The 26,108-nt window shown below is 72.4% G+C and carries 24 protein-coding genes; 10 read left to right on the top strand and 14 right to left on the bottom strand.

Annotated features, from left to right (window positions below):
- Positions 1-96 precede the first annotated feature (96 nt).
- The 5 genes from AC0T5L_RS01100 to hisN form a co-directional block, all read right to left on the bottom strand.
- Positions 97-816: an ABC transporter ATP-binding protein gene (locus AC0T5L_RS01100; protein WP_476163423.1), complete on the bottom strand. Its 720-nt coding sequence runs from the start codon at positions 814-816 to the stop codon at positions 97-99.
- Positions 817-1,842 (bottom strand): permuted SH3 domain-containing protein, encoded by a 1,026-nt coding sequence (locus AC0T5L_RS01105; protein ID WP_476163424.1) that lies wholly within the window; start codon positions 1,840-1,842, stop codon positions 817-819.
- A gap of 9 nt (positions 1,843-1,851) precedes the next feature.
- Complete coding sequence (locus tag AC0T5L_RS01110) at positions 1,852-3,105, bottom strand: ABC transporter permease (protein WP_476163425.1); 1,254 nt, start codon at positions 3,103-3,105, stop codon at positions 1,852-1,854.
- A 198-nt stretch (positions 3,106-3,303) separates the two neighbouring features.
- Entirely contained in the window at positions 3,304-3,864 is a 561-nt protein-coding gene (locus tag AC0T5L_RS01115) for a hypothetical protein (RefSeq protein ID WP_476163426.1), read from the bottom strand.
- A gap of 166 nt (positions 3,865-4,030) precedes the next feature.
- The gene (hisN, locus tag AC0T5L_RS01120) at positions 4,031-4,837 is read right to left on the bottom strand and encodes a histidinol-phosphatase (protein ID WP_476163427.1); all 807 of its coding nucleotides are present in this window, start codon (positions 4,835-4,837) and stop codon (positions 4,031-4,033) included.
- Between the two features lie 121 nt (positions 4,838-4,958).
- Here hisN and AC0T5L_RS01125 point away from each other — a divergent pair, with 121 nt between their 5' ends.
- Positions 4,959-5,540 (top strand): TetR/AcrR family transcriptional regulator, encoded by a 582-nt coding sequence (locus tag AC0T5L_RS01125; protein ID WP_476163428.1) that lies wholly within the window; start codon positions 4,959-4,961, stop codon positions 5,538-5,540.
- A gap of 14 nt (positions 5,541-5,554) precedes the next feature.
- Positions 5,555-5,845, top strand: coding sequence for a DUF2087 domain-containing protein (locus tag AC0T5L_RS01130; protein ID WP_476163450.1), 291 nt, complete (start codon positions 5,555-5,557; stop codon positions 5,843-5,845).
- Between the two features lie 12 nt (positions 5,846-5,857).
- Here the strand turns inward: AC0T5L_RS01130 and AC0T5L_RS01135 are convergent, their stop codons facing one another.
- The gene (locus tag AC0T5L_RS01135) at positions 5,858-6,745 is read right to left on the bottom strand and encodes an NAD(P)-dependent oxidoreductase (protein ID WP_476163429.1); all 888 of its coding nucleotides are present in this window, start codon (positions 6,743-6,745) and stop codon (positions 5,858-5,860) included.
- A 96-nt stretch (positions 6,746-6,841) separates the two neighbouring features.
- Between AC0T5L_RS01135 and AC0T5L_RS01140 the strand changes: the two genes are divergently transcribed.
- Positions 6,842-7,204: a winged helix-turn-helix transcriptional regulator gene (locus tag AC0T5L_RS01140; RefSeq protein WP_476163430.1), complete on the top strand. Its 363-nt coding sequence runs from the start codon at positions 6,842-6,844 to the stop codon at positions 7,202-7,204.
- Between the two features lie 13 nt (positions 7,205-7,217).
- Here the strand turns inward: AC0T5L_RS01140 and rsgA are convergent, their stop codons facing one another.
- Both rsgA and aroA read right to left on the bottom strand, forming a co-directional pair.
- Positions 7,218-8,219 (bottom strand): ribosome small subunit-dependent GTPase A, encoded by a 1,002-nt coding sequence (rsgA, locus tag AC0T5L_RS01145; protein WP_476163431.1) that lies wholly within the window; start codon positions 8,217-8,219, stop codon positions 7,218-7,220.
- Positions 8,216-9,541 (bottom strand): 3-phosphoshikimate 1-carboxyvinyltransferase, encoded by a 1,326-nt coding sequence (gene aroA, locus AC0T5L_RS01150; protein WP_476163432.1) that lies wholly within the window; start codon positions 9,539-9,541, stop codon positions 8,216-8,218. The genes rsgA and aroA overlap by 4 nt, the downstream gene beginning before the upstream one ends.
- Before the next feature lie 195 nt (positions 9,542-9,736).
- On the opposite strand from aroA, the gene AC0T5L_RS01155 reads away from it, so the two are divergent.
- Positions 9,737-10,921, top strand: a complete 1,185-nt coding sequence (locus AC0T5L_RS01155) for a cysteine desulfurase family protein (RefSeq protein ID WP_476163433.1) — start codon at positions 9,737-9,739, stop codon at positions 10,919-10,921.
- A 20-nt stretch (positions 10,922-10,941) separates the two neighbouring features.
- Here AC0T5L_RS01155 and AC0T5L_RS01160 read toward each other — a convergent pair whose 3' ends face one another.
- Together AC0T5L_RS01160 and AC0T5L_RS01165 are read right to left on the bottom strand one after the other, a co-directional pair.
- Positions 10,942-11,628 (bottom strand): peptidylprolyl isomerase, encoded by a 687-nt coding sequence (locus AC0T5L_RS01160; protein ID WP_476163434.1) that lies wholly within the window; start codon positions 11,626-11,628, stop codon positions 10,942-10,944.
- 148 nt (positions 11,629-11,776) lie between these two features.
- On the bottom strand, positions 11,777-12,190 hold the full coding sequence (locus AC0T5L_RS01165) for a PLDc N-terminal domain-containing protein (protein ID WP_476163435.1): 414 nt from the start codon (positions 12,188-12,190) through the stop codon (positions 11,777-11,779).
- A 422-nt stretch (positions 12,191-12,612) separates the two neighbouring features.
- Here AC0T5L_RS01165 and AC0T5L_RS01170 point away from each other — a divergent pair, with 422 nt between their 5' ends.
- Together AC0T5L_RS01170 and AC0T5L_RS01175 are read left to right on the top strand one after the other, a co-directional pair.
- On the top strand, positions 12,613-13,431 hold the full coding sequence (locus tag AC0T5L_RS01170; protein WP_476163436.1) for a helix-turn-helix domain-containing protein: 819 nt from the start codon (positions 12,613-12,615) through the stop codon (positions 13,429-13,431).
- A gap of 284 nt (positions 13,432-13,715) precedes the next feature.
- The gene (locus AC0T5L_RS01175; RefSeq protein ID WP_476163437.1) at positions 13,716-14,942 is read left to right on the top strand and encodes an amidohydrolase; all 1,227 of its coding nucleotides are present in this window, start codon (positions 13,716-13,718) and stop codon (positions 14,940-14,942) included.
- Positions 14,943-15,058: 116 nt separating this feature from the next.
- Here AC0T5L_RS01175 and AC0T5L_RS01180 read toward each other — a convergent pair whose 3' ends face one another.
- Positions 15,059-15,874: a TIGR03089 family protein gene (locus AC0T5L_RS01180; protein WP_476163438.1), complete on the bottom strand. Its 816-nt coding sequence runs from the start codon at positions 15,872-15,874 to the stop codon at positions 15,059-15,061.
- Between the two features lie 245 nt (positions 15,875-16,119).
- Here AC0T5L_RS01180 and AC0T5L_RS01185 point away from each other — a divergent pair, with 245 nt between their 5' ends.
- Genes AC0T5L_RS01185 through AC0T5L_RS01195 form a run of 3 tightly spaced genes read left to right on the top strand, consistent with a single transcriptional unit; the run spans position 16,120 to position 20,377 of the window.
- On the top strand, positions 16,120-18,276 hold the full coding sequence (locus AC0T5L_RS01185; protein ID WP_476163439.1) for a hypothetical protein: 2,157 nt from the start codon (positions 16,120-16,122) through the stop codon (positions 18,274-18,276).
- 53 nt (positions 18,277-18,329) lie between these two features.
- The gene (locus tag AC0T5L_RS01190; protein ID WP_476163440.1) at positions 18,330-19,265 is read left to right on the top strand and encodes a glycosyltransferase family 2 protein; all 936 of its coding nucleotides are present in this window, start codon (positions 18,330-18,332) and stop codon (positions 19,263-19,265) included.
- Positions 19,262-20,377, top strand: a complete 1,116-nt coding sequence (locus AC0T5L_RS01195; RefSeq protein WP_476163441.1) for a glycosyltransferase — start codon at positions 19,262-19,264, stop codon at positions 20,375-20,377. The genes AC0T5L_RS01190 and AC0T5L_RS01195 overlap by 4 nt, the downstream gene beginning before the upstream one ends.
- A 109-nt stretch (positions 20,378-20,486) precedes the next feature.
- Here AC0T5L_RS01195 and AC0T5L_RS01200 read toward each other — a convergent pair whose 3' ends face one another.
- From AC0T5L_RS01200 to AC0T5L_RS01210, 3 genes are all read right to left on the bottom strand, one after another.
- The gene (locus AC0T5L_RS01200; protein ID WP_476163442.1) at positions 20,487-21,572 is read right to left on the bottom strand and encodes a CU044_5270 family protein; all 1,086 of its coding nucleotides are present in this window, start codon (positions 21,570-21,572) and stop codon (positions 20,487-20,489) included.
- Positions 21,569-22,174, bottom strand: a complete 606-nt coding sequence (locus AC0T5L_RS01205; RefSeq protein ID WP_476163443.1) for an RNA polymerase sigma factor — start codon at positions 22,172-22,174, stop codon at positions 21,569-21,571. The genes AC0T5L_RS01200 and AC0T5L_RS01205 overlap by 4 nt, the downstream gene beginning before the upstream one ends.
- A 73-nt stretch (positions 22,175-22,247) precedes the next feature.
- Positions 22,248-23,222 (bottom strand): lysylphosphatidylglycerol synthase domain-containing protein, encoded by a 975-nt coding sequence (locus AC0T5L_RS01210; protein WP_476163444.1) that lies wholly within the window; start codon positions 23,220-23,222, stop codon positions 22,248-22,250.
- 150 nt (positions 23,223-23,372) lie between these two features.
- Here AC0T5L_RS01210 and AC0T5L_RS01215 point away from each other — a divergent pair, with 150 nt between their 5' ends.
- Positions 23,373-26,000, top strand: a complete 2,628-nt coding sequence (locus AC0T5L_RS01215; protein WP_476163445.1) for a bifunctional FO biosynthesis protein CofGH — start codon at positions 23,373-23,375, stop codon at positions 25,998-26,000.
- Positions 26,001-26,108 lie beyond the last annotated feature (108 nt).

Here is a 26,108-nt window from a genome sequence, read left to right on the forward strand (position 1 = left end):
TGTCCCCGCTACCAAGGAAACACCGGGTGCGATGACGCACCCGGTGTTTTTTCGTGCCGGGGATTCGCGCCGCCCGGTTTCCCGGGCGGCGCGCGCTCAGCTGGTGCGGCCCTCCACCAGTTCCACCACCCGGTCGGCCCGCTCGGCCACCTTGGGGTCGTGGGTCACCACGACCACCGCCGCGTCCCGGATTCTGGCCTGCTCCAACAACTGGCCCATGATCATGGTGCTGCTGGCGGCGTCCAGGGCGCCCGTGGGCTCGTCGGCGAGGATGAGGGCGGGTTCCCGGCTCAGTGCGCGGGCCAGGGCCACACGCTGCTGCTCACCGCCGGAGAGCTGGTGCGGCTGCGAGTGCAGCCGGTGCCCCAACCCCACGGCCTCCAGCAGCTCGCGGGCTCGCGCTCTGCGGCGCAGCAGCGGCACGCCGCCGAGCACCAACGGCACACCGACGTTGGCCAGGGCGGTCCGCCGCTCCAACAGGTGGAACTGCTGGAACACGAAGCCCACGCCCTCGCCCCGCAGGCGGGACCGCGGTCCCTCACCCAGACGGGTGATGTCCACGCCGTCGAACATGTAGGAGCCACCGCTGGGCCGGTCGAGCAGGCCCAGCACGTTCAGCAGGGTGGACTTGCCCGAGCCGGACTGGCCGACGACCGCCACGACCTCGCCGCGGTCCACCTGGAACGTGCAGTCGTACAGCACGTCGATCCGGGTCCCCGACACGGTGAAGTGCCGGGTCACCTTCTCCACGCTCAGCAGGGGCGCGGAGCCGGAGCGGGGCGCCGAGGCACGGGGGGCCGCTGTGTCGACGGACATCTAGCCCTCCTCCATGGGGAACTCATCCTCGGGGAGGTGCTCCCCGGGGGCGTCGAAGCGGGGGTCGAGCGGTATCGGGTCCAGGACCGTGTCGCCGACACTCAGGCCCTTGGTGACCTCGATGAACGAGCCGTCGGACACCCCGAGCTCCACCTCGCGGGTCTCCTCGGACCCGTCGTCGGAGACCACGACGACCTCGCCCGAGTCGGAGCTGCCGCGTACGGCGGTCACCGGGACGACCAGGACGTTCTCCGCGTTTCCGGTGCTGACCGAGAGCTTGCCCCGGACCCCGTCGAAGACCTCCAGTTCGGCGGACACCCGGCAGGCCAGTTCGGCACCGCCGCCGCCTTCTCCCCCGGCCGCGTCACCGTCGCCCCCGGCCGCGTCACCGTCGCCCGGGGCCGCGTCGCCACCGCCCCGGGTCGCGCCCAGGGACAGGAAGGCGCACTCGGAGGCGGGCGGTCCCTGGTCGATCTGGAGCAGGATGTCCTCGGGGTCCTCGTAGAACCTGTAGAGGTCGTTGGGCGTGACGGAGGCTACGGCGCGGAACTCGTCCGGGGCGACCGTGGCCACCACCGACCCGGGCTCCAGGACGTCTCCGACCAGCACGTCCTCCAGGCCCGACACCGTGCCGTCCGTCGGCGCGTACAGGGTGACCTCCTTGGTCGCGGGTTCGGCGTCATCGGAGCCGGGCGCGGACTCGTCGGGCACCTTCACGTTCACGATCGGCGCTCCGTCCTCGACTTCGGCGCCGTCCCCCACCCACAGGTGGACGACCGTTCCCCCGTTGCGGGCCTCGACGTCCTCGCCGGGCTCGGCCCGGACGACGGCGTCCAGCACCAGCACGGAGCTGATCTCGCCCATCTCCACCTCGACCGGTGCGCCGGTCGAGTCGAGGGCGGCCTCCTCCAGGGGCGGGTCCCCTCCAGCGACCACGCTGCCCAGGCGCGGCACCAGCACGTAGCCGGCGCCGACCAGCCCGAGGAGCAGGACCAGGACCGCTCCGATGATGATCCACTTCTTCACGTATGTCTCCTATTCCCGGAGTCCGGCGACGACGGACGCGCGCAGTGCCCGCATCGCGGGGATGATTCCGGCCAGCAGCCCGACCAGCGCGGCGCTGCCCAGACCGATGAGTACTCCGGAGGTGGGGATGTTCAGGGGGACGTCGTCGGGCAGCGTCACGACACGCTCCAGGACCGTGCCGCCCGCGGCCAGCACGGCCCAACAACCGGCTAGGGCGATGAGGCCGGCCACCAGCGACACCACCACCGACTCCATGACCACGGCGACGAACAGCGTGAACCGGCTCGCGCCCAGGGCCCGGTAGGTGGCCAGTTCGCGGCGGCGCTCGCGCACGGTGACCAGGCCGACGTTGAGCACACCGAGCAGACCGGTGGTGAGGGTGACGGCGGCGATGCCCATCAGGCCCCAGGACATGTAGGTGATGATCCGGTTGATCTCCTCGGCGTAGTCCGCCCGGTGGACCATGATCGTGTCGGGGCCCTCCACGCCCCAGCGCCAGGAGGCCGACTCCAGGCGCTCGGCGAAGACCTCGCCCCAGGGGTCGTCAGCCGCGGGGTCCTCGGGGTCGATCCGTACCTGGTAGGTCGTCTGGGAACCCATCAGGAACGCCCCGTCCTGCTCCTCCTCGTCGGTGTCGGTGGAGTTTCCGAAGAGCAGTTCCTCGGAGGCGGGGGAACGCAGCAGGTAGGCGCTGTACCAGCCGCTGTCCATCGCGGAGCCCTCGAGGACGCCGATGACGCGCACGTCCAGCCACTGGTCGGTGCCCACCTGGATCCGTGTGAGGTCGCCGAGCGCGTTGGCGAGGTCCTCGTTGACGACCATGACCGGAGCCAGGGACTCGGTGTCGGCTTCGGTGAACCAGCGGCCCCGGACCATGTTCATGCGCCGGATGTCGCCCAGTTCCGGGTCCACTCCGAGGAACTCCACGTGCTCGATGGCGGATCCGCCGGAGCGCAGCAGCGGTACCGCGTTGGGGCGGTGGTAGACCGAGACGTCCTGGCCGCCCGCGCGGAGCAGATCATCCTCGAAGGCGGCACGGTCGGTGACCTGTTCGTGCACGGTGACCTGGAGAGTCGCCGGTCGACCCGCGTTGGCCTCGCTGTAGGCGGTGGCGAACCGCTGGCCGAAGTCGCTGACGCTGACCACCATGATCAGCGCACCGACACCGACGACGATGCCCGCGCAGGACAGGATGGTCCGGGCGACGTTGGCCCGTGAACCGGCGAAGGCCAGCACCATCCCGGCTGTGAGGGAACGCAGCATTCGGTCCCTTCCCGTGATGTCTGTGAGATCCGGCTACCGCCACAGCGGCGCCGTGATACCCGCGGGGGTGGCGGGGTTTCCACAGACTCATCGCGGGGAAGAGGGGATTCGGTTCGCTTTCGGCGTGAAGAACTTCGGGCCGCTGGTTCCGGCCGTGTAGTGGGAGCGGAAGCGGAAGGGCCGGACACGGCGCACGGGTCAGCCCGCCTCGAAGCCGTCGCAGGTGAGCGGGGCGCCCGAGCCGCTGTCGGACCAGACCACCGTGTGCGCCCCGGTGGCGGGGGAGGTCCCTGACCCTTCCGGGGGCTCGGAGTCCTTCGGGATCCTGGGGCCGTTGAAGTCGTCGGGGTAGCGGACGTGGGTCCACTCGCCCGCAACGGCGGTCACCGTGGTGGTGGCGGTGGTGCCGTCGGGCCCGGTGACGGAGATCGTCACCGGGGTGGTGCCCGTGGTGTCGGGCGCCAGGACGCCCAGATCGACGGAGCCGTCCACCACGGAGCGGGGAGTCCTGGCCCGCCACGGGTCGGTGGACGGAGTGTTCGCGGCGGGCACGCACGTGTACCCGGCCGGATCGAACGCGGTGTCGGGGACACCGAGGCCGGGGCCGCCGCCCCGGGCGGCGGTGCGCACGGTGTCGGCGATGATCTCGCCGAGTCGCTGGGGATCGTGCCCGGGACCGCCGCCACAGGCGGTGAGCAGCAGGACCGCGGCCGCGCACAGGGCGGCCCGGACGGGTTCGGTGGTCAGCACACACCACATGTTACTACTGTGTGTCTTTATATGAGCACTGTGCGTGTTTCTCGGGGGTGGCTGTCGGTGTGGGAGGTGCCCCAAGCGCACAGGGGGTCCTTACAGCACCGTTCGGGACGCACGCGGTTCCAGGACGCGGGTCCAGGACCCACGCCCGGAGACAGTGGAGGAGCGGTCAGCTCCGGCGTAGGGGGGTGGGGCCGCCGTTGAGCCAGGTCAGCGTCTGGTCGTGGATCACGCCGTTGGTGCACACGAGCGGTCCGCCGTCCTCGAAGCCCTCGCCGCGCAGGTCGGTGGCCCGACCGCCGGCCTCCTCCAGGAGGATCGGCAGCGGCGCGGCGTCCCACAGCGACAGCTCCGGCTCGGCGGAGATGTCCACGACGCCCTCGGCGACCATCACGTGCGACCAGAAGTCGCCGTAGGCGCGGGTGCGCCACACCGAGCGGGTCAGCCCGAGGAAGGAGTCGAGGCGGCCCTGCTCCTCCCAGCCGGTCAGCGAGGAGAAGCTCAGGGAGGCGTCCGAGAGATCCGACACCTTCGACACGTAGCAGCGCGAGGCTTTCGACAGGCTGCGTCCCTGCCAGGTACCCCCGCCCTTGGAAGCCCACCAGCGGCGGTGCAGCGCCGGGGCGGACACCACGCCCACGACGGGCCGGTCGCCCTCCAACAGGGCGATCAGGGTCGCCCACACGGGGACACCGCGCACGTAGTTCTTGGTGCCGTCGATGGGGTCGATGACCCACACCCGGTTGCTGTTGCCGGTCCTGCCGTACTCCTCGCCCACCACGGCGTCACGGGGCCGGGCACGGGAGAGTACGCCGCGCAGCGTCTCCTCGACCATCCGGTCGGCCTCGGTGACGGGGGTGAGGTCGGGTTTGGTGTCGACCACGAGGTCGAGCGCTCGGAAGCGCTTGAGCGCGAGGTCGTCGGCAGCATCGGCGAGCACGTGGGCAAGCCGCAGATCATCGTCAAAGGACGCCATGACCGGTAACGCTACCGTTCCTGAGTACTGAGCGGAAGTGAGGCCTGGCACCGGGGCGCACTGCTCGTCCGGGTGCGCGGACACGCTCCCCGCGCACCCGCCGGATGCGAGAATGGAGGGCATGGACACCGTGAACGGACAGAGGCGTGCCGAGGGCACCTCGGTACGGGAGCGGTTGATGGACGCCGCCTACGCCGAGGTCGTCTCCGGCGGATGGGCCGATCGGCGCATGGTGGACATCGCGGCGGTCGCCCACGTGTCCCGCCAGACCCTGTACAACGTGTTCGGCAGCAAGGAGGGCCTGCTCCAGGCCGTGGTGGTGCGCGAGGTCAACGCGCTGCTCGACAGGGCGATGCGTCTCCTGGAGGAGGGCGAGGACCCGCCGCACGCGGTGAGCCGGTCGACCCGCCTGGTGCTGCTGTCCGCCCGGGACAACCCGCTGTTGCACGCGGTGGTCACCGGAGACCACGAGCTGCTTCCCGTCCTCACCACGCGGTCGGAGCCCCTCCTGGAGGTCCTGGGCGAGCGCATCACCGCCCTGCTGGGGGAGCACTACCCGGACCTGGCAGCCTCCGCGGCCGAGGCAGCCGCCGACGTCGCCCTGCGCCTGACGGTGTCGTACTCACTGCGGCCGATCGACCCGGAGGAGGCGGCGAGCCGGGTCGAGACGGTCGTGCACGGGATGCTGGCGGTCGGCCGCTGAGAGGGGTGGCGGGCGTGATGGAGGGGCCGCTGACGGAGCGCGAGCGCCGGGAGGTGCTGCGCACCTACATGCCGGACGGGTGGATCACCGCGATCCCGGTGCGCCGTCCCGCCCGGCTGGTCCTGTTCGACCAGGTCGCCCGCGCCTTCGAACCCGGAGTCCGCTACAGCGAGGCCGAGGTCAACACGGTTCTGCGCGGATTCAGCGCGAACGTGTCGGTGCTCCGTCGCGGACTGCTCGACGAGGGGTTCGTGGAACGCGACCGCACCCGGTTCTGGCGGTGCGGCGGGACCGTCGAGGTGTAGGCGCGCCGGACGTCAGCCTCGGGGCGCGGCGAGCAGGTCGATGACGCCCGTGTCGTCCTCGTCGCCGTGGCCCCGGACCAGCCGGCGCTCCATCAGCTCCGCGTACGGGGCCAGGAGTTCGGTGCTCACCTCCTGCTCCTCGGCGGTGCGCAACAGGGTCCGGTTGCCCCTTACCCGCATGGCGAGGTTGGAGACGACGCCGGTGGTGTAGTCGCCGCTCTCCAGGTGGTCCGCGGTGGCCGGGACGCTCCCGGTCATGGCGGTGAGCCAGCCCGAGAGCAGGGAGGCGAACTCCTTCAGGGGCACGTCCTCGCCCCGGACCAGGGCGAAGGCGTGCGATACCCCGGCGAGCATGCCGTTCATCGCGCTGAGCAGGGCCACGTCGTACAGGTCGGCCAGCCCGGCGTCCTCGCCGACGAACACGGTCCCGGTGACGGCGGACAGGGCCTGCGCGTGCTCCTGGAAGGCCTCACGGGAACCGCTGTAGAACACGTATCCGCCCGACTCCGGATCGCCGACCATGGGCGGAACGGCCATGACGCCGCCGCTGACGAAGCGGGCGCCGCGCCCGCGAGCCCACTCCGCCCGGGCCCGTGACTGGCCCGGGGTGCCGGTGGTGACGTTGAACAGGTCCCTGCCCGCCAGGTCGGTGCCGTCCAGGGAGGCGCCGACGGAGTCGTCGTCGAGCAGGCAGGTGACCACCAGGCGGCTGGCGGCGACCGCCTCCGCGGCCGTGGCGGCGGTGTCGGCGCCCTCCTCGGTCAGCGGCTCGGCGCGGGCCGGGGTCCGGTTCCAGACGGTCAGCGGGTACCCGGCGGCGAGCCAGGCGCGGGCGAGCGCGGTGCCCATGGCACCGAGCCCGAGCAGGGAGATACGGGTCTTCACACTGTGTTCGGTCATGTGGGCTAGCGTTGTCGCATGTTGGGACACGGACAAGTACGCACTTTGGAGTGCGTGCCCACTCCGGGGTAAGCGCGCAGGCGGGAGGGGGCGGCGATGGCCACCGCGCGAAGGCCCGGCGCGTACCACTGCGGCATCGACGCTGCGATGGACGTGATCGGCGGCAGGTGGAAGGTACTGATCCTGTGGGCCATGGAGGAGGGGCCCCGTCGCTTCGGCGAACTGCGCCGGATGCTCGACGGCGTTACCGAGAAGGTGTTGGCCTCCCACCTGCGCGAGCTGGAGGGGGACGGGATCGTGGCCCGGGAGGACTTCGGCGAGGTGCCGCCCCGGGTCGAGTACTCGCTGACCCCGCTCGGCAGGTCCCTGAGCGAGGCTCTGGGCCCGCTCGGCGCCTGGGGCCGGGCGCACGTCCTCGGCGGCGCCGGGACCGCCTCCGAGGAGCCCGCGTCCAGCTGAGGCACGCCGGGCCTCATCCCTCGTCGGTGTCGCCCTCTCGGCTCATGAGCAGGCGACGCAGCGACGCCACCCGGTCCGTGTCCAGCTCCCCGCGCTCCAGTGCGGTCTGGATGGCGCACTCCGGGGCGTCGGATTGGTGGGAGCACATAGGCGGGCAGTCCTCGGCGGCCTCGGCCAGGTCCGGGAAGCCCTCGACGATGTCCTCCGGATCGATGTGGGCCAGACCGAAGCTGCGCACGCCCGGGGTGTCGATGAGCCAGCCGTTCTCGAACGGCAGCGCGGCGGCCGAGGTGGAGGTGTGGCGGCCGCGTCCGGTGACCGCGTTGACGTGGCCCACGGCCCGGTCGGTGCCCGGGACGAGCCGGTTGACCAGGGTGGACTTGCCCACGCCGGAGGAGCCGACGAACACGGTGGTGCGGTCAGCCAGGCGGGTGCGCAGACCGTCGAGACCGCTCTCGGGGCCGAGCACCTCATAGGGCAGGCCCAGGGGCTCGTACACGCGCAGCAGATCGTCCGGGCTGGCCAGGTCGGACTTGGTCAGGCACAGGAGCGGGTCGAGTCCGGCGTCGTAGGCGGCGACCAGGCAGCGGTCCACGAAGCGCGGCTGCGCGGCGGGGTCCGCCAGGGCGCACACGATCGCCAGTTGGTCGGCGTTGGCGACGATCACCCGCTCGACCGGATCGGTGTCGTCGGCCGTGCGCCGCAGCACGGACCTACGCTCCCTGACCCGCACGATCCGGGCCAGGGTGTCGGGCCGGCCGGAGAGGTCGCCGACCACGTCGACGTGGTCACCGACGACGATGGACCCCCGGCCGAGTTCGCGGGCCTTCATCGCCACGACGGGTACGCCGCTCACCAGGCAGCGGTACCGGCCCCGGTCGACCGCGGTGACCAGGCCCTCCACGGCGTTCTCGTGCTTGGGCCGGTTGCGGGTGCGGGGCTTGGAACCGCCCCGTGCGCGCACGCGGATGTCGTCCTCGTCCAGGTGGCGTCCTCCGCCCTGCGTACGGCTCATGCCAGTGCCTCCTCCCACAGACCCGGGAAGTCGGGCAGGGTCTTGCGCGTGGTGGCGATGTTCTCCACCTCCACCCCGGGCACCGCGAGCCCGATCACCGCGCCGGACGTGGCCATCCGGTGGTCGTCGTAGGAGTGGAAGACCCCGCCGCGCAGTGGCCGTGGATTGATGGCCAGGCCGTCGGGCAGTTCCTCGGCGTCACCGCCCAGCCGGTTGATCTCGGCGGCCAGCGCGGCGATGCGGTCGGTCTCGTGGCGCCGCAGGTGTGCGATGCCGGTCAGCCGGGACGGGGTGGAGGCCAGCGCGGCCACGGCGGCGACGGTGGGGGTCAGCTCGCCCACGTCGCGCAGGTCGGCGTCGATGCCCAGGATCCGGCCGGTGCCGCGCAGGGTGAGCCCCTCCGTGGAGCGCGACACCTCGCCGCCCATACGGGTGAACAGCGAGCGCAGTTCGGCGCCGGGCTGGGTGGTGTGCTCGGGCCAGCCCTCGACGGTCACCTCGCCCTCGCTGACCAGGGCCGCGGCGAGGAAGGGCGCGGCGTTGGACAGGTCGGGCTCCACAGTGATCTCGGAGACCTTGACCGGCCCGGGCCCGACCCTCCAGGAGTTCTCGTCGGCGGACACGGCCACTCCGGCCCGGCGCAGCATCTCCACGGTCATGTCCAGGTGCGGCTGGGAGGGGACGGGCGGACCGGAGTGGCGTACGTGCACGCCCTCGGTGAAGCGGGCGCCGCTCAGGAGCAGGGCGGATACGAACTGGGAGGAACCGGACGCGTCCAGGGTCACCTCGCCGCCGCGCACGGCGCCGGTGCCGTGGACGGCCATGGGCAGGGCACCGCGGCCGCCGTCGTCGATGTCGACGCCCAGCGTGCGCAGGGCTCCCAGGAGCTCGTCCATCGGCCGCTCGCGAGCGCGCGGGTCGCCGTCGAAGTCGACGGTGCCCGAGGCCAGGGCGGCCAGGGGCGGTACGAACCGCATCACCGTGCCCGCGTTGCCGACGTCGACCGAGGCCGGGCCGCGCAGCGGAGCGGGGGTGACCGCCAGGTCCCCGCCCGGGCCCCCGGCGGGGGAGACCTCCACGCCCAGTGCGCGCAGGGCACCGGCCATCAGGTCGCTGTCCCGGCTGACCAGGGGGCGGCGCACCACACAGGGCGTCTCCGACAGTGCGGCCAGGATCAGCGCGCGGTTGGTCATCGACTTGGACCCCGGCAGGGAGATCCGGGCACGCACCGGACGCTCGGCTGTGGGCGCTGGCCAGTGGCCACCGGAGGATCCGGTGGGGACGGCGGGCTGGACGGACTGCGAGGACGCGGAGTCAGGCATGACACAAGGTTATCGGGACCGTGGCGGGCGGAGGGTGACGACCTCGCTCCTGTGGACAACCCGCCACATGAGGAGTTCCGTGCGCGGGGAGCGGGCCGCGGGCGCGGACTCCCCGTCACGCCGACGACGCCGGCAGCGGCCCCGAGGGGACGCGGGTCCGTGAACGGCTCGAAACGGACGTACCCTTGTAGGGCCATGGTGTATCTGGATCACGCTGCCACGACCGAGGTCCGCCCCGAGGTGGTCGCCGACGTCGCGACCGAACTCGGCGTCCTCGGCAACCCGTCCTCCCTGCACGGCCACGGGCGCGCCGCCCGACGCACGGTCGAGGAGGCGCGCGAACGCGTCGCCAGGGCGCTCGGCTCCACCCCGCACGAGGTGGTCTTCACCGGCGGTGGCACGGAGTCGAACAACATCGCCGTCAAGGGCCTGTACTGGGCGCGCAACGCCGGTGACGGGGGGCCCAGCAGGCCGAGGATCCTCACCAGCGCCGTCGAGCACCACGCCGCCCTCGACCCCGCGCACTGGATGGCCGAGCACCAGGGCGCGACGCACGAGAAGCTGCCCGTGGACGCGCTGGGCCACGTGAGCCCGGCGGCGCTGCGGGAGGTGATCGAGAGCGGCCCCGGCCCCGACTCGGTCGCGCTCGTGTCGGTCATGTGGGCCAACAACGAGGTGGGAACGGTACAGCCGGTGGCCGAGCTGGCCGCCGTGGCCGCCGAGTACGGCATCCCCTTCCACACCGACGCCGTGCAGGCCGTGGGCGTGGAACCGGTCGACTTCGCGGTGAGCGGGGTGAGTGCCCTGACGGTCACCGGCCACAAGCTCGGCGGCCCGGTGGGCGCCGGTGCGCTGCTGGTCGCGCGCGGCCTGGCCCCGGCGCCGGTCCTGCACGGTGGCGGTCAGGAACGCGACATCCGTTCGGGCACCCTGTCCGCGCCGCTGCTGCGCGGGCTGGCCACGGCCGTCCACCTGGCGGTCACCGAGCGCGAGGAGCACGCCAAGCACCTGGCGGACCTCCGCGACGAGCTGGAGGAGCGGGTCCGCGCCGCGGTCCCCGACGTGGTCGTCAACGGCGATCCGGAGCACAGGCTGCCGGGGATCTCACATATGTCCTTCCCCGGCTGTGAGGGCGACGCGCTGCTGATGCTGCTGGACGCCAAGGGCATCTCCTGTTCGACCGGCTCGGCCTGCTCGGCGGGGGTGGCCCAGCCCAGCCACGTGCTGCTGGAGATGGGCGCCGACCCCGACACCGCGCTGAGCAGCCTGCGCCTGTCACTGGGCCGCACCTCCACGGGAGAGGACGTCGCGGCGCTGGCCGAGGCGATCGGACCGGCCGTGGAGCGTGCCCGGGCCGCCCGCGCCAAGCGCCGCCGCTGAGGGACGCCCCGGGGAGGACGTCATCCGGCGCGGTGGACGGTGACCGACTCCAGGGTCACCTCCCGAGTCGGACGGTCGCTCGCGTCGGTCTCCATCTCGGCGATGCCGTCCAGCACCTCCGTGGACTCCTCGTCCGCGACGTGCCCGAAGATCGTGTGCATGTCGTTCAGGTGCGTGGCCGAGTCGACGGTGAGGAAGAACTGGGAGCCGTTGGTGTCCTCACCGCTGTTGGCCATGGCCAGTACGCCCGGCTCGTCGAACTCCCGTCCGGACCCGAGCTCGTCCTCGAAGGTGTAGCCCGGGCCGCCCCGGCCGGTGCCCTGGGGGTCTCCGCCCTGGACCATGAAATCGGCGATCACCCGGTGGAACACGGTGCCGTCGTAGAACTCGGCCTCGCCCGTCACCGGGTTGGGCACGCCCTCGCCCTCGGCCAGACCCACGAAGTTGGCCACGGTGAGGGGGGCGTCCTCCGGGAACAGCTCCACCTCGATGTCGCCCTCACTGGTGTGCAGGGTGGCGCCCTCGACGTCGCTGACGTCCACGTCGGCCGGGCCGTCGGCCTGCTCGGGGCTGTTGGTCTGCTCCGGACTGGACGTGCCGTCGCCACCGGAGCCGTTCTGGGCGTCGGCGCCGTTGGTGCAGGCGGAGGCGGCGAGCAGGGCGGCACCGGCCAGGAGGGCCGTTGCCGAGAGGGTCAGACGCTTCATCGGTTCACTTCCGGGAGAGATTCGCAGCGGGGGCGGCACACAGCGTACTCGTCGGGGCCGGGTACCACCGCAGCTGGGTCCCGGTGTGACCACGGCACACGCCCCCGTCCTCGGGGCGCCCCCTCCCGGGCCGGGCCCGGGTCCGGACTCAGCCGGATTCCCCGGCCTCCTCGCCCTCCTCCCCCGACTGGCGTTCCCGGCGCTCCTGCGCCTCCCGGGCCCGCCGCCGCTGCGCCTCGGCGCGCTCGCGGCAGCGGCGGAGGAACTCCTCGTCCTCCTCCGGGGTGGTGGCGCGGGCCCGGTGCGGATGGTCGTACTCGGGGAAGGGCGGGGGAGGCCCTGCTGGGGCGGTCATCGCCGGATCACGGCGCGGGCGGCCCAGGGCGAACCACAGCAGCGCCCCGAGCTTGGGCAGGAGCAGGACGGCCATGGTCCAGGCGGGTTTGGGCAGCAGCCGCACGGAACCGGAGTCCGAGCCGATCACGTCGAACAGGGCGTACACCCAGATGCCGATCGATATCGCGGCGAGCAGGAGGGCGAAGTAGGCCAAGGGATCGTCCAATCGGGGTCGGGAACACCGTTCGCGGGCATGGTGGGAACCGCGCGCGGGAAGGCCGGCCGGGACCGCGCCGGGCCGCCCGGGTACCGGACGGCGCTGTCGGTCCTTCTATCAGAGTTTTCGCGGGGCACCCTGGTTCTCGGGCCGGAGACGGGCGCGGTTCGCCGCGCGGCGGCACGGGTCTACTCCGGGGGACCCTGGGAGTCCACGGGGTGAGGGGTCCCGGCCTCAGAGGATGAAACCTCCCTCTTTCACGAGGGGAAGGCACGTCAAGGCGTGTCAATGGCTTACCACGGATCGCCGTGCCAGTCCCGTCGCTTGACCAGCGGCCCGGCACGGGAGAGGGTCAGAGGAACGGTGACGGCGGGGCGGGGTACTGACCCAGAGACGTGCCAGGCCGGTCCCGTCGGGCGACGGAGGAGGTTATGGGAGTGAACACTGCACTGCCGTCCGCGATGTGGCTCCCCTTCGCCGCGCGGGTACTGCGTGAGCGCGCCGACAGGGGGCTTTCACGCGCCGAACTCGCCAAGACGGTGGGGGTGACCGACGACAAGCTCCGAGAGGTGGAGAACGCCCACTGCCGGCCGGCGCGCTCGTTGGTCGAGCGGGTGGACACAGCCCTGGGCACCGACCACCAGCTGGTCGACGCGTGGGCGATCACACTCCAGGCCGAGGCCTTCCCCAACGAGTTCGGCGACCAGCGCGAACTGGGTGTCCACGCCACCCACCTGTGGGAGCACCAGCCCATGGCGGTCCCGGTGTTCCTGCGCACACGCGAGTACTCGCGGGCGGTCCTGCGCCCGCGCCACCCCGACCTGTCCCCGGACATGGTCGAGGCGATGGTGGAGGAGGAGATGGCCCACCGTGCGGCGATAACCGGCCCGGAGGGGCCGGTGCTACGGGTGATCCTCAACGAGTCGGCGTTGCAGCGACCCCAGGGCGGCGCGGCCGTACTCAACGCCCAGCGCGGCTTCCTGTCCGACCTGATCGAGGCGGGCATCGTCACCATGGGGGTGATCCCCGAGCAGACCCCGCACCACCCGGGTCTGGGCGGCGCCTTCCGGATGATGGAGTTCGCCGACCGCCCCAGCATGATCTACGCGTTCGCGGCCGAGGGCGGCGACCTGACCGCCGACTCCGAACAGGTGGGCCGCTGCACCATGGTGCGCGACGCCATCGAGGATTCCACGGTGGAACTCACGCCGCGGTCGGAGCTGCTGACCGCGCGCTGGCCCGCGGGTTAGGGAGTGCCTGTTCCTCTTTGGGGCTCCGCTCCGCCCGCCCGTCGCCCTCCGCCACCCTCAACGGACGCCTGCGGCGCGGAGCCCCTCCTCGTTCGGGCGCCCTAGAGGCGGGAACCTTCGGATCCTCCGGTGTGACGGCTCCTTCGTCGCAGTCCCGCCTGCGAATCCTCCAGAACCCCGCCGGCGCCCGAACGGCACCCCGTTTGGGGCTGGGCGGGCGTTCACCACCCGGATTCCAGCCCCGGGCCTTGGGGAGGGGCCCATGATGGGCTAGGTTGCCCGCCATGGATATCGCGATCACATCCGGATACGTCGTGCCCGTCGATGGAGACCCCATCGACGGCGGCACCGTCCTCATCACCGACGGCAGGATCGCTGCCGTCGGCGCGGACGCCGACGTCACGGTTCCCGGCGGCGCCACCGTCGTCGACGCCGCCGGCAAGTGGGTGCTCCCCGGTTTCGTGGAGGCCCACGGCCACATCGGCATCGACGAGGAGGGCATCGGCTGGGCCGGTGACGACACCAACGAGATGACCGACCCCAACGGCGCCCGCATGCGTGCGCTGGACGCCATCAACCCCGCCGACCGCGGCTTCGCCGACGCACTCTCCGGGGGCGTCACCAGCTCTGTCGTCAAGCCCGGTTCGGGCAACCCCGTCGGCGGCCAGACCGTGGCCATCAAGTGCTGGGGCCGCAGTATGGAGGACCGGCTGGTCAGGCACCCGGCCAGCGTCAAGAGCGCCCTGGGTGAGAACCCCAAGCGGGTGTACGGCAACAAGGACAAGCTTCCCTCCACCCGCCAGGGCGTGGCCGCGGTCATCCGCGACGCCTTCACCAAGGCACAGGACTACAAGGCCAAGCGTGACCACGCGTCGGTGGAGGGTGCCCCGTTCGACCGGGACAACACCCTGGAAGTGCTGGTCCGGGTCCTGGACGGCGAACTCCCCTGGTGCCAGCACACACACCGCGCCGACGACATCCACACCGCGATGCGCCTGGCGGACGAGTTCGGCTACCGGCTGGTCATCAACCACTGCACCGAGGGCCACCTGCTGGCCGACGAGATCGCCGAGCGCGGCATCCCCGTCATCACCGGCCCGCTCATGACCAGCCGCTCCAAGGTGGAGGTGAACAACAAGACCCTCGCCAATCCGGGCATCCTCGACCGGGCCGGCGTCAAGGTCGCCCTGACCACCGACCACCCGGTCGTCCCGATCGAGTTCCTGGTCCACCAGGCCACCCTGTGCGTCAAGGAGGGGATGGACCCCGCGTCCGCGATCCGCGCGCTCACGGTCAACCCCGCCGAGATCATGGGCCTCTCCGACCGGGTCGGCTCCCTCAGGCCGGGTCTGGACGGTGACGTGGTCGTGTGGTCGGGCGACCCGCTGGACGTGATGAGCCGCGCTCTGCGTGTGTTCGTCGAGGGCCGCGAGGTCTACACCTACGACGAGGAGAGCCGGGAGCGCACCGTGCTCGACCCCTACTACCGAGAGGGACGGTCCGGGGCCTGACAGCGGTGATCTTGCCCTTGGCGGCACTGTCGACGGTCGGGAGCGCCGCTAGGGGCAAGATCGTCCGGGGGCGGGGTGCCCCGTCGATCACACCGGCACCGTCTCCGACGATCGGGTCAGGACAGCCTCACCGTGCGGAAGGTGTTCTCCCCCAGGGGAACCGGACGGTCGCCGCCGCTCATCGCCACGGTGACCCTCTCCGTCCTGGTTCGCTCAAGGAGGGCGTCGGTCCCGACGGACTCGGCTGGGGACATCACGATCGGAGACCCCGCCGCGATCGGGGCCAGCAGCAGTTCCGCTCCCTCGCCGAGCAGGGCCATCGGTGCGTCGGGTTCGGCGAACAGGCCCGCACGGTCCTCGGCGGCCAGCTCCCACCGGTCCGCCCAGCGGCGTGCGTCGGATGCCAGGGTCGCGCCGCTCCGGTCGCCGCGGCCGCGCAGCGCGGGCGCCTCCGGGTCGATGGGGTACGGCGAGAAGTGGTCCCCGTACCCGCGTGCCTCCACCGAGTAGTCGAGCACCATGGGCGGCACCTCGGCCAGCGGCAGGCCGAGCGGGTGCAGTGAGGTGCCCACCACCTCGTCGGCGCCGCTGTCCAGGGCGGCCTCCAGACGGTCGGCGTCGGCCACCGCGACCTGCGCCCCCTCGGGCAGGCCCGCGTCCGGTCGGACGAATTCGGCCACGGCGCCCACCGACCAGCACGAGACCAGCCACACCAGCGACTGCCAGTGCACCGGCAGGGCGATCACGATCCGGTCGCCAGGCTGGGTGCCGAGCCCGTCCACCAACATGTTCGAGGTCTTGGACACCCAGTTGTCGAAGGTGGCGCGGGACAGTTCCACCCGGCCGCCTGAGGCGTCGTAGGAGGTCACGAACGGTCGGGACGGATCGACGGAGGCCAGGGCGCGCCACAGCTGCGCGGGAGTTTCGGACATGACCGCCACTCTAGGCCGTTCGCGGGAGGCCACCGTGCCGGCCGCCCCGCGTCCCGGTGGTGACCCGACCGGGCCCGTAAGGCAACACAACGGTGATGTCGCCCGGACGTCCGGTGCGTCACCGGTCCTGACCAGCGACACGTCCCCGGCAACGGTCCGGTCCGGCAGTTCGGAGCCGGCTTTTCGAGGCCGACCGGGGAACGGGGGTGTGTGCGCCGGGTCCCGGGAACTGCCACAGTTATTCCATGCGCTTGTCTCCCGGACGATTCCTCGCCCGTGTCACCGCGCTCCCCGCGATCGCCGCCTCGGCCTGGCTCCTGGTGGCCTTCCCCCTTCTGGCACTCGGCTCCTTCACCCCGCTGGTGGCCGCCGTCCTCGGGGTGCCCGCCGTGATCGCGGCCTGCGCGCTGGTGCCCCGGCTGATCCCGGATCAGCCCGAAGAGGCGGACGTGCCCTGGTGGCCGGTCGTCCTCGTCCTGGTGATCGTGGTCGCCTTCGCCGTCGTGCAGGTCGCCTACCACGCCGAGGCCCTGGTCATCCGCCGCGACCCGGCCTCCTACGCCATGTACACCACGTGGATCGCCGAGAACGGGTACCTGCCCATCCCGCAGCAGCGGGAGCTCATCGCGGGAGACGACCCCTCGCTCAGTTACCAGAGTCTGGCCTACTACGAGCGCGGCGACGTCATCTGGCCCCAGTTCATGGCCGGGGCCCCGTTGGTGGCCTCCATCGGCTACTGGCTGGGCGGACTCGACGGGATGCTCGTGACCACCCCGGTCCTGGGCGCGCTGGGCGTGCTCACCTTCGCGGGGCTCACCGCCCGCCTGGCGGGGGTCCGCTGGGCGCCCCTGAGCGCCCTCGTCCTGGCCGTGTGCCTGCCCCAGCAGTGGGTCAGCCGCTTCACCTACAGCGAGCCCCTCACCCAGATCCTCCTGCTCGGCGGACTGGTCCTGGCCTACGACGCGCTCGTGCGGCGCACGTGGATCACCGACCGCTGGTCGTCCGCCCACACACTGGCCGTCGCGGCCGGGCTGGCGTTCGGCCTGGGACTGGTGGTGCGCATCGACGCGATCCGCGACCTGCTGCCCGTGATCGGGTTCGCCGGCCTGCTGCTGCTCGCCCGGCGCGGGCAGGCGCTGCCGCTGCTGGGCGGCCTGGCCGTCGGCGCGGGCCTTGGCCTGTACGCCGGATACGGGCTGTCCCTGCCCTACCTGGACTACCTGTCCGACTCCCTCAACCCCCTGCTGCTGATCAGCGCCGCCGTCATCGTGGTCACGGTCGTGGCCACCGCGGCCCTGTGGTACCACGGGATCCCGCGCGTGGAACGCGTCCGCTGGCTACCCGACGCGATGGCCGCGCTCGCGCTGCTCACCATGGTGCTGTTCGCCGTCCGCCCCCTGCTGTGGCCCGACTACGGGCACGGCAGCGACTTCACCGACGGCTGGGTCGCCTACGTCCAGGAGCAGGAGGGCCTGTGGCCCATCGAGGGCAGCCGCACCTACTACGACATGAGCCTGTACTGGGTGGGCTGGTACGTGGGCCTGGCCACGGTCCTGTTCGCCTCACTCGGCGTCGCCCTCGTGCTGCGCCGCCTCTTCCAACGGCGCGATCCCCAGTGGCTGCTGCCCGTCATGCTGTTGGTGTGGACGGTGGCCACCACCCTGCTGCGCCCCGCCATCACGCCCGACCACCCCTGGGCCAGCAGACGGCTGATCGTGCTGGTCATCCCGGCGTTCATCCTGTTCGCCGTCTGGTTCCTGTCCTGGCTCACCCGCTACTGCACCGTCATCGCCCCGCCCGGCCGGAACCCGGTACCGGCCCGCGCCCTCCCGAACACGGTCGCGTCCGTCGCCGCGTTGGCGATGGTCCTCCCCACCGCCGGCACCGCGGTCCCGAGGATCCTGGACTACGAACGTGGCCTCGGCGGTGTCACCGCCGCCGTCTCCGCCATCGTCACGGGGGCACCGGCTCCCCCCGTCGTCAGCGCCGCGGACATGGGGATCATGGGCTACAGACAGGACGTCGGCAGCGTCGACGCCACGCACAAGCTCTGTGCCTCGCTGCCCGAGGACTCCTCGGTGGTCGTGGTCGACTCCGGTATGGCCGGGAACTACATGCCGCTGATGCGCAACGTCTGCGGTGTGCCCACCGCGGCCATGGGCCAGCCGACCCCGGAGGACGTGGACCGCGTCGTCTCCGAGATCCACGACCGCGGCCGCGACGCCGTGCTCGCCGCACCGGGATGGGAGCAGCTCGAACAACTGACCGGCGGCGCGGTGGAGCCCGAGAGGCCCTTCCACGTCGTGGCCCGGATGGATCCGAGTACCCTCATGGAACCGCCCACCGGCTCCTGGGCCTTCACCGGAAGCGTGTGGGTGTCCGTCCTCCCCGCCGAGGGGTGAGCCCGGCCCCCCGCACCCTTCGCGCCCGCACCGAACCCCGCTGAGAAGAACCCATGAGCGACACACGCGACGACTCCCCCCGGCAGCACGACCAGGACCCGCCGGTCCGCGTCACCATCGTGCTGCCCTGCTACAACGAGGAGGACCACGTCGTCGACGAGGTCAAACGGATCTGTGCCGCCATGGACGGGTCCGGGTACGGCTACGAGCTGCTCGCCGTGGACGACGCCTCCACCGACGACACCCTCGCCCGGCTACGGGACGCGGAGGGCCTCTACCCGCACATGCGCGTCATCGCCTTCGGACACAACGGCGGGTCGGGCACCGTCCGCCGGATCGGCAGCCAGCGGGCGCGCGGCGAGTTCGTCGTGTGGACCGACGCCGACATGAGCTACCCCAATGAGCGCATCCCCGAACTGGTCGCCATGCTCGACGCCGACCCGGAGACCGACCAGGTCGTGGGCGCGCGGACCCAGGAGATGGGCAGCCACAAGGCGCTGCGGGTGCCCGCCAAGTGGGTCATCCGCAAGATCGCCGAACGCCTCACCAACACGCGTATCCCCGACCTCAACTCGGGACTGCGCGTGTTCCGCCGCGACGTCGCCCGCCCCTACCTGCGGCTGCTGCCGCCCGGGTTCTCCTGCGTCACCACCATCACCCTGGCCTTCCTGTCCAACCAGCACCCCGTCAAGTACGTGCCCATCGAGTACGCCAAGCGGGCGGGCAGGTCCAAGTTCCACTTCGTCGGTGACGCCTACCGGTACATCCTCCAGGTGCTGCGCATGGTGATGTACTTCAACCCGCTCAAGGTGATGATGCCGCCCTCGCTGGCGCTGCTCTGCCTCGGCGCGGCCAAGTTCGTCTTCGACCAGGCGCGCAATCCGCTGTACGTCCCCAACAACACCGTCATGATCCTCATGACCGGGCTGATCATCGCGGCGATCGGGCTGCTGGCCGACCTGATCGTGCGCTCCCGGGAGAGCACGTGAGCGCGGCTTCCCGGATCGCCCTGGTGGGGCCCGCCCACCCCTACAAGGGCGGCGGCGCCCGGCACACCACCGAGCTGGCGCACCGGCTCCGGGCGCTCGGCCATCCGACGTCCGTGGAGTCCTGGCGGGCCCAGTACCCCGCGGCCCTCTACCCGGGCCAGCAGACCATCGACGCCCCCGAGGGAGAGCCCTACCCCGGTACACGCCACGAGCTGGCCTGGTACCGGCCGGACGGGTGGTGGCGCACCGGGCGGCGCCTGGCCCGTGACGCCGACCTGGTGGTGCTCACCCTGTTCTCGCCCGTGCAGGTGCCCGCCTACCTGGGGATCCTCGCGGGGGTGCGCTCACGGCCGGGCACGGGGACGCGGGTGGTGGCGCTGTGCCACAACGTGCTGCCCCACGAGCGGCGGGCCGCGGACGTGTCCCTCGTCCGCGCCCTGTTGCGCAGGGTGGACGGGGTGGTCACGCACTCGCCCGAGCAGGCCCGTCTGGCCGAAGGGCTGAGAGGGCCGGGCCGCCGGGACGCGGTGGTCGCCGAGATGCCCCCGCACCTGCCCGAGACCGGCGGCGCCCCCGGCCTCCCGCCGGGGCAGCGACGGCACCTGCTGTTCCTGGGCATCGTGCGGCCCTACAAGGGGGTCGACCTGCTGCTGAGGGCCCTGGCCGACGGTGCTCCCGAGGACGTCTCGCTCACCGTGGCCGGGGAGTTCTGGGGCGGCACCGGTGAACTGGAGGCGCTGGCCGCGCAGCTGGGGATCACTGACCGGGTGCGGCTGCGGGACGGGTACGTGCCCGCCGGCGAGCTGCCGGAGCTGTTCTCCTCCGCGGACGCCGTGGTGCTGCCGTACCGGACCGCCACCGCGACCCAGAACGTGTGGCTGGCGCACGAGCACGGACTGCCGGTGGTGGCCACCCGGGCCGGGACCCTGGCCGACCACGTGCGTGAGGGTGTCGACGGAGTGCTGTGCGAGCCGGGCGACACCGTCGACCTGGCCCGCGCGCTGAGGGGGTTCTACGTCCCTGGCGAGCCCGAACGGTTGCGCGCCGGGGTCCGCCCGGTGGACGCCGAACCGTACTGGCTGGCGTACACCGGACGGCTGCTCGGGGCCTGAGGCCGCCCCGCGGGGGAAGACGCGGGGCGGCCGGTCCGGTGCCGCCCCGGGGCCCGGGGCGGCGGGGAGGAGACCAGCCGGTGAATCCGGCGGCCGGGGCCGGCTCAGGTCATCGCGGCCGCTCGTCGGTCCAGCCCATGGACTCGTAGAGGTCGTACCGGACCACGTCGCCGGACCCGTACCAGTCGGCGTCCAACTCGGAGGGCTCGACCACGACCAGCTCGTCGGACAGCGGCATGCCCGTCTCCGGGTCGAAGAGGACGCGCCGCTCGTATCCCGGCGGAGAGGCGTCGACGTCGTAGGCCAGACCGACCGCGGGACGTCCGGAGACGTCGGTCACCCCCTCCACGGCGCGGACACCGGCCGCACGCGCGAACAGGGTGTACACGCCTGCGCGGACCTCGGGCGAAAGCGGGTAGTCCAGGGCCAGCCTGAGGAGCCCGGCCTCGCCCGGGGCCCCGTCGGCGCCCTCCTCGCCCAGCAGCGCCTCCGCCAGCGCCTCCGTGTCCGAGGGCAGGGCCTGGATCTGTTCGAGGTTCAGCACACGTGTGCCGAGGGCGTACTCCGCGGGCTGGTCCTCGTGGGGGGGCCCGAGGTCCGCCACGTCCTGGGGTACCTCCTCCTCCCCGGTGTCGGGATCGTAGGGCCAGTGGGTGGGGCTTCCGTCGCGCTCCCAGGAGTCCCGCTGGTCCTCACGCAGCAGCGACCAGTCCGCGGACACCGCACGACTCGTGGTGGTCCCCTCCTCCATGACCGTCCACGTCTCCCAGGTCCGGAGCCCGTAGATCCCGTAGCGGTCCTCCGTGCCGCCCGCGCCTCGTGAGCTGCCCTGCACGGAGCGTATGTACCAGGTCCCGCCGTCGACGGTCTGGGCCCGGGCGGCCTCGATGACGGGTCCCATGACCCCCATCGCGTCCTCGGCGCCCCCGGGGCCGCCGGAGGTCTCGGGAGCGGGTCCCACGGAGACCGTGTCCGGCCCCGTGAGGTCGGCCGGGACCAGGACCAGGAAGGCGAACACGGCCGCGGCTACCAGCACGGCCGTGCCGGACAGGGCCAGGGGAAGCAGGGAGACCGGGCGGGACCGGGGCTCGGGGCGCCCGCCGCCCGGACGCCAACCGGTGCGCACGGCCAGCTCCTCGGGGCCGGGCTCGGGGACGTCCGCCCTCATGCGGTGCAGGTGGTCGAGTTCGTTCACCGGTGGTCCTCCTTCGCGGGCGTGGCGGTGGCGGCGAGCGCGGCGCGCACGCGTTTGCGGGCGCGGTGCAGCCGGGAGCGCACGGTGCCCACCGGGACGCCGAGCACCAGGGCGGTCTCCTCGTAGGTCAGCTCTCCCCAGGCGACCAGCAGTAGGGCGTCCCGGTCGCCCTTGGAGAGACGGGACAGGGCGGAGGCCAGGCTGCCGGACAGCGACGTGGCGTCCACGCGCTCGGCCGCACGGTCGGCGAATCCCTCCATGACGGGGTCCACGCCGGTCCGCGCCAGGGCCCGGTAGTGGCGGGTCTCCGTGCGGTGGTGGCGGCGTACCAGGTTTGCGGCGATCCGCCACAGCCAGGGGCGGGCGTCGGGGCGGGACAGGTCGTAGCGGTGGCGCTTGCGAAAGGCGATGTGGAAGGTCTCGGCCACCACGTCGTCCGCGTCCGGGCCGCCCAGCCGCCGGGCGGCGTAGCGGTGGAGGGAGGGCGCGTGGCGGCGGAAGATCTCGCCGAACCGCGTCGGCTCCTCCAGTGACCGCTGGATGACGGCCGCGTCGGGTTCCGGTCCGCCGGGTACGGCGCACCGGGATGCGGCAGGGGGCATGGGGGATCCAATCGCGTCGGGTCCGGGGCGGAGTTGTCTCACACCCTTACTAGCCCGATTCCCGCGAAGCGGTTCACGGTGCGCCCGGCGCCTCGCGTGTGATCGCGGACACGCCCGCCGAGGACGGGGAGGCGCGCCCCGACAGCAGTACCGACAGCCCCGCCCAGCCCACGTCCGCGACCGTCATCACCAGCCGTGACAGCACCGCCACCACCAGCGCCGCACCGGCGTCCACCACCGGTGACAGCGCTACGACCAGCACCGCCTCGCGCACTCCCAGGCCCGCGGGGGCGAACACCACCAGCAGCCCCAGCGTCCAGGCCAGCGCGTACGCTCCCACCGCGGGGCCGACCGACCGCAGCGCGTCGCCGCCCACCGCCCAGGTCAGCACCCACACATGCAGTCCCAGGGGCGCCCACGCCGCCAGGGTCCACCCCGCGGCGGCGGCCACGGCACGGCCGCGCACGTCCAGAGGGCCCGCCTCGGCGACCTCGCGGAACCGGGCGAACGGGCGCGCCGCCAGCCGGATGCCCCAACCCACCACGCGCGGGTGCAGCGCGGCGAGCAGCAGTGGGGCCAGCGCCAGCGCCCACCACCAGCGGCGGGCCGCCTCCACCGACGACAGCGGCAGGGCCGCCGCGGCGACCGCCAGGCTCACCGCGACCGTCACCGCCACCGCGAGCAGGGTCGCCGCCGCCCCCCGCGACCTGGGTACCCTCCAGTCGCGGGCCAGTTCCACCTGGGCGACGAACGCCCACACCGAGCCCGGCAGGTACTTGCCGAGCTGACCCACGAACATGACACGGGCCGCCGCCCGGTACGGCAGCGGCGAGCCCATCCCGGCCAACAGCGCGCGCCAGGCGAGCATCTGCGCGGTGAGTCCGGCCATACCCGCGAGCACCGCGGCGGGCAGTACCCACAAGGGCAGTGACGCGGCGGCTTCGCCGGCCTGCTCCCAGTTCGCGCGCAGGGCCAGACCCGCGCACACGCACACCACCAGGAACAGCGCCAACCGCACCCACGGGTGGCCGCGCAGCCGACTCAGCACGTTGTCTCCCTCCGTACGTGCCGACCCTACGCCGCACGCACCACCTCCCCGTCCCCGTGCGGAGCCCGTCCGCCCGGCGGTCCCGTCGGTCCCGCGCCGACCGGTGGTGCGTCCACGAGTACGAAAGACCCGGGGCGTAGGGTGCGCTCTATGAGTGGTGCGAACGACCCGGCCCCCGTCCCTTCCCCGACTCCGTCCGCCATGCGCAGGGCGCTGGCTCGCGCTCGTGACGGCAAGACCCTCGACGTCGCTGAGGCCGAGGTGCTCCTGCACGCCAGGGGTGAGGACCTGGAGGCCCTTCTCGAACACGCCGGAAGGGTGCGCGACGCCGGACTGGAGGCCGCTGGCCGCCCCGGCGTCATCACCTACAGCCGCAAGGTGTTCCTTCCCCTGACACGCCTGTGCCGCGACCGCTGCCACTACTGCACGTTCGCCACGGTGCCCGGCCGCCTCGAAGCACCGTTCCTGTCGCCCGACGAGATCCTGGAGACCGCCCGGCAGGGCGCAGCCATGGGCTGCAAGGAGGCCCTGTTCACCCTCGGCGACCGGCCGGAGGACCGCTGGAGCCAGGCAGCCGACTGGCTCAACGCCCACGGCTACGACGACACCCTGTCCTACGTGCGGGCCATGGCCATCATGGTGCTGGAGGAGACCGGCCTGCTCCCGCACCTCAACCCGGGTGTGCTCACCTGGGCGGACTTCCAGCGGCTCAAGCCCGTCTCCCCGTCCATGGGGATGATGCTGGAGACCACCTCCACCCGGCTGTTCACCGAGAAGGGCCAGGCCCACTACGGCAGCCCCGACAAGGACCCGGCGGTGCGGCTGCGCGTGCTGGAGGACGCCGGTCGCTCCAGTGTCCCCTTCACCACCGGTGTCCTCCTCGGCATCGGGGAGAACACCGCTGAGCGGGCCGAGTCGATCTTCGCGATGCGCGGGGCCTCCCGCCGCTACGGCGGCATCCAGGAGGTCATCGTGCAGAACTTCCGGGCCAAGCCCGAGACCGCGATGATGCACCGGCCCGACGCCGAACGCGAGGAGATGGCCGCCGCGATCGCCGTCACCCGCCTGGTCATGGGGCCCAAGGCGCACGTGCAGGCGCCGCCCAACCTGATCGGCGCCGAGCACGGAGGCGTGGACGAGTACGGGCTGATGATCCGCGCCGGTATCGACGACTGGGGCGGCGTCTCCCCGCTGACCCCCGACCACGTCAACCCCGAGCGGCCCTGGCCGCAGATCGATGACCTGACCGAGCGCACCGCCTCCCACGGCTTCACCCTACGCGAGCGGCTCACCGTCTACCCCGAGTACGTCCGAATCGGGGAACCGTGGCTGGACCCGCGCGTGGCCGGGCACGTGGCAGCGCTCGCCGACCCCGCGACCGGCCTGGCCCGCGAGGACGCGCCCGTGGTGGGCCGCCCCTGGCAGGAGCCCGAGGCGGTGCTGGTCTCCTCAGGCCGTACGGAACTGCACACGGAGATCGACACCGAGGGCCGCACCGACGACCGGCGCGGCGACTTCGACGCCGTCTACGGTGACTGGGACGAGCTGCGCGCGGGGGTGGACCGGGAGGGGGCCGTTCCTCACAGGTTCGACCCCGACATCGCCGCCGCGCTGCGCAGTGCCGAGGCCGACCCGGCCGGCCTCACCGACGACGAGGCACTGGCGCTGCTGCACGCCGACGGGGCCGAGCTGGAGGCGTTGACCTCCTTGGCCGACCGGGTGCGCCAGGACGTGGTCGGTGATGACGTCACCTACGTGGTGACCAGGAACATCAACTTCACCAACGTCTGCTACACCGGGTGCCGGTTCTGCGCGTTCGCCCAGCGCCGCACTGACGCCGACGCCTACACGCTCTCCCTGGAACAGGTGGCCGACCGCGCCGAGGAGGCGTGGAAGGCCGGGGCGACCGAGGTGTGCATGCAGGGCGGCATCCACCCGGACCTGCCCGGCACCGCCTACTTCGACATCGCCTCCGCCGTGCGCGACCGCGTCCCGGAGATGCACGTCCACGCGTTCAGCCCCATGGAGGTGGTCAACGGGGCGGCACGCACGAACCTGCCGGTACGCGAGTGGTTGGCCCGCGCCCGCGATTCCGGGCTCGGCTCCGTGCCGGGCACCGCCGCGGAGATCCTCGACGACGAGGTCCGCTGGATCCTCACCAAGGGCAAGCTGCCCACCAGCGAGTGGATCGACGTGATCACGTCCGCCCACGACCTGGGCATCCCCACCACCTCCACGATGATGTACGGGCACGTGGACTCGCCGAGGCACTGGGTGGCGCACATCAAGCTGCTGCGCTCCCTCCAGGAGCGCTCGGTGGAACGCAACGGCCGCCGTGGGTTCACCGAGTTCGTGCCGCTGCCGTTCGTGCACACCAACGCGCCCATCTACCTGGCCGGACTGGCCCGAACCGGTCCGACCGTGCGGGAGAACCGTGCGGTGCACGCCCTGGCACGCCTGCTGCTGCACGGGCACATCGACAACATCCAGTGCTCGTGGGTCAAACTCGCCGAGGGCACCTGCCGCCAGCTGCTCTCGGGCGGGGTGAACGACGTGGGCGGCACCCTGATGGAGGAGACCATCAGCCGGATGGCCGGCTCGGGGCAGGGCTCGTTCAAGACCATCAGCGACATCCGCGCCCTGGTCGAGCCGACGGGCCGTCCTGTCCGCCAGCGCACCACCACCTACGGCCCGGTGGCCGAGGAGCGCCAGCGCGTCGCCGAGGCCAGCGACGGTGTGGCGTCCAGCGTCCTGCGACCCACCCTGCCCGTGGTCTAGCTCGCGTCCACCCGGGACGGGCCTGTTCCCGGGGCCGCTCTCGGCGTTCCACGGTGGCACCGGGGGCGGGAGCACGACGAAGGGGCGAAGCGCCGGGGGCGGCGCTTC

This window comes from Nocardiopsis sp. TRM 82005 (assembly GCF_056312425.1).

Excerpts from the sequence above, each read along its gene's own strand:
- AC0T5L_RS01110 (WP_476163425.1), bottom strand. The coding sequence starts at position 3,105 with ATGCTGCGTTCCCTCACAGCCGGGATGGTGCTGGCCTTCGCCGGTTCA.
- AC0T5L_RS01155 (WP_476163433.1), top strand. The coding sequence starts at position 9,737 with ATGGTGTATCTGGATCACGCTGCCACGACCGAGGTCCGCCCCGAGGTG.
- AC0T5L_RS01175 (WP_476163437.1), top strand. The coding sequence starts at position 13,716 with ATGGATATCGCGATCACATCCGGATACGTCGTGCCCGTCGATGGAGAC.
- AC0T5L_RS01100 (WP_476163423.1), bottom strand. The coding sequence starts at position 816 with ATGTCCGTCGACACAGCGGCCCCCCGTGCCTCGGCGCCCCGCTCCGGC.
- AC0T5L_RS01185 (WP_476163439.1), top strand. The coding sequence starts at position 16,120 with ATGCGCTTGTCTCCCGGACGATTCCTCGCCCGTGTCACCGCGCTCCCC.
- AC0T5L_RS01135 (WP_476163429.1), bottom strand. The coding sequence starts at position 6,745 with ATGACCGAACACAGTGTGAAGACCCGTATCTCCCTGCTCGGGCTCGGT.
- AC0T5L_RS01115 (WP_476163426.1), bottom strand. The coding sequence starts at position 3,864 with ATGTGGTGTGTGCTGACCACCGAACCCGTCCGGGCCGCCCTGTGCGCG.
- aroA (WP_476163432.1), bottom strand. The coding sequence starts at position 9,541 with ATGCCTGACTCCGCGTCCTCGCAGTCCGTCCAGCCCGCCGTCCCCACC.
- AC0T5L_RS01140 (WP_476163430.1), top strand. The coding sequence starts at position 6,842 with ATGGCCACCGCGCGAAGGCCCGGCGCGTACCACTGCGGCATCGACGCT.
- AC0T5L_RS01160 (WP_476163434.1), bottom strand. The coding sequence starts at position 11,628 with ATGAAGCGTCTGACCCTCTCGGCAACGGCCCTCCTGGCCGGTGCCGCC.
- AC0T5L_RS01190 (WP_476163440.1), top strand. The coding sequence starts at position 18,330 with ATGAGCGACACACGCGACGACTCCCCCCGGCAGCACGACCAGGACCCG.
- AC0T5L_RS01125 (WP_476163428.1), top strand. The coding sequence starts at position 4,959 with ATGGACACCGTGAACGGACAGAGGCGTGCCGAGGGCACCTCGGTACGG.
- AC0T5L_RS01180 (WP_476163438.1), bottom strand. The coding sequence starts at position 15,874 with ATGTCCGAAACTCCCGCGCAGCTGTGGCGCGCCCTGGCCTCCGTCGAT.
- AC0T5L_RS01215 (WP_476163445.1), top strand. The coding sequence starts at position 23,373 with ATGAGTGGTGCGAACGACCCGGCCCCCGTCCCTTCCCCGACTCCGTCC.
- hisN (WP_476163427.1), bottom strand. The coding sequence starts at position 4,837 with ATGGCGTCCTTTGACGATGATCTGCGGCTTGCCCACGTGCTCGCCGAT.
- AC0T5L_RS01170 (WP_476163436.1), top strand. The coding sequence starts at position 12,613 with ATGGGAGTGAACACTGCACTGCCGTCCGCGATGTGGCTCCCCTTCGCC.
- AC0T5L_RS01205 (WP_476163443.1), bottom strand. The coding sequence starts at position 22,174 with ATGCCCCCTGCCGCATCCCGGTGCGCCGTACCCGGCGGACCGGAACCC.
- rsgA (WP_476163431.1), bottom strand. The coding sequence starts at position 8,219 with ATGAGCCGTACGCAGGGCGGAGGACGCCACCTGGACGAGGACGACATC.